General features: G+C 63.9%; 2 protein-coding genes and 1 pseudogene. 1 reads left to right on the forward strand and 2 read right to left on the reverse strand.

The features are described 5' to 3' along the window. The coding region (locus AC097L_RS25795; RefSeq protein ID WP_479589543.1) for a YiaD family glycine zipper/OmpA-like lipoprotein at positions 1–508 on the forward strand (508 nt) is incomplete at its 5' end. A 65-nt stretch (positions 509–573) separates the two neighbouring features. Here the strand turns inward: AC097L_RS25795 and AC097L_RS25800 are convergent. Together AC097L_RS25800 and AC097L_RS25805 are read right to left on the reverse strand one after the other, a co-directional pair. Beyond that, entirely contained in the window at positions 574–876 is a 303-nt protein-coding gene (locus tag AC097L_RS25800; protein ID WP_479589544.1) for an antibiotic biosynthesis monooxygenase family protein, read from the reverse strand. Between the two features lie 18 nt (positions 877–894). After that, positions 895–1,103: pseudogene (locus AC097L_RS25805) on the reverse strand (PhoH family protein); the annotation flags it as partial.

The following is a 1,103-nucleotide window of genomic DNA, read 5'->3' on the forward strand; positions in this document are numbered from 1 at the left end:
GATTGGTGACAGTACCAAGGGCACGGCCATCGGCGCGGGCTTGGGCGCGCTGGGCGGCTACGTTTGGTCCAAGCACATGCAGGACAAAAAGGCGGCGATGGAGCAGGCCACGGCAGGCACAGGTGTCGCGGTCACGCAAACGTCGGACAACCAGCTCAAGCTGAACATCCCCAGCGACATCTCGTTTGACACGGGCCGCGCCGATATCAAGCCCAATCTGCGCCCCATCCTGGACCAGTTTGCCAACGGCCTGCAAAACCAGCCCAATACCGAAGTGCGCATCATCGGCCACACCGACAGCACCGGCAGCGATGCCCTCAGCAACCCCTTGTCGCTGGACCGCGCCGAGAGCGCCCGTGCCTACCTGACCTCGCGTGGCGTGGATGCGCGCCGCGTGGTGGTGGCAGGCCGGGGTTCGCGCGAAGCCATCGCTGACAACAGCAGCGACGCCGGACGCGCCCGCAACCGCCGGGTTGAAATCTTCCTGGCCGAGCGCGCGCAGGAATAACCCATTGCATGTAAAAAGGCCCGTGGAACCGGAGGGTTCCACGGGCCTTTTTTACGTCTGCGGGCCTATTCCGACTTGGTCACCAGGTCGAAGTGCTCCACCACTGGGGGGCTGGCAAAGAACGGGCCGACGATGCCGCGCCACTCGGCAAATGCCGGGGATTCGCGGAAGCCGACGTTATGCGCCTCTACCGAAGTCCAGAAGATTTGCAGCACATAACGCTCGGGGCTCTCGATGCCCTTGTTGACCTTGTAGCCCTTGCAGCCCGCGTTCTTGCTGATGACGGTTTCCAGGCCCCGCGTGATGGCCTCGTCAAAAGCGGCCTGCTGGCCGGGGCGGATGCGGATATCGGCGATTTCCAGAATCATGGTGTGTCTCGGTAGGGGTTACAAAACCTCGCTGGCGAAGTCGGCCAGGCGCGAACGCTCGCCGCGCGCCAGCATGATGTGGCCGCTGTGGGGCCAGCCCTTGAACTTGTCCACGGCAAAGGTCAGGCCGGAGGAGCCTTCGGTCAGGTAGGGCGTGTCGATCTGCTGCAGGTTGCCCATGCAGATGATCTTGGTGCCGGGGCCGGCGCGGGTGATCAGGGTCTTCA

The sequence above is a fragment of the Rhodoferax sp. RT5P35 genome, assembly GCF_056521385.1.

Excerpts from the sequence above, each read along its gene's own strand:
- AC097L_RS25800 (WP_479589544.1), bottom strand. The coding sequence starts at position 876 with ATGATTCTGGAAATCGCCGATATCCGCATCCGCCCCGGCCAGCAGGCC.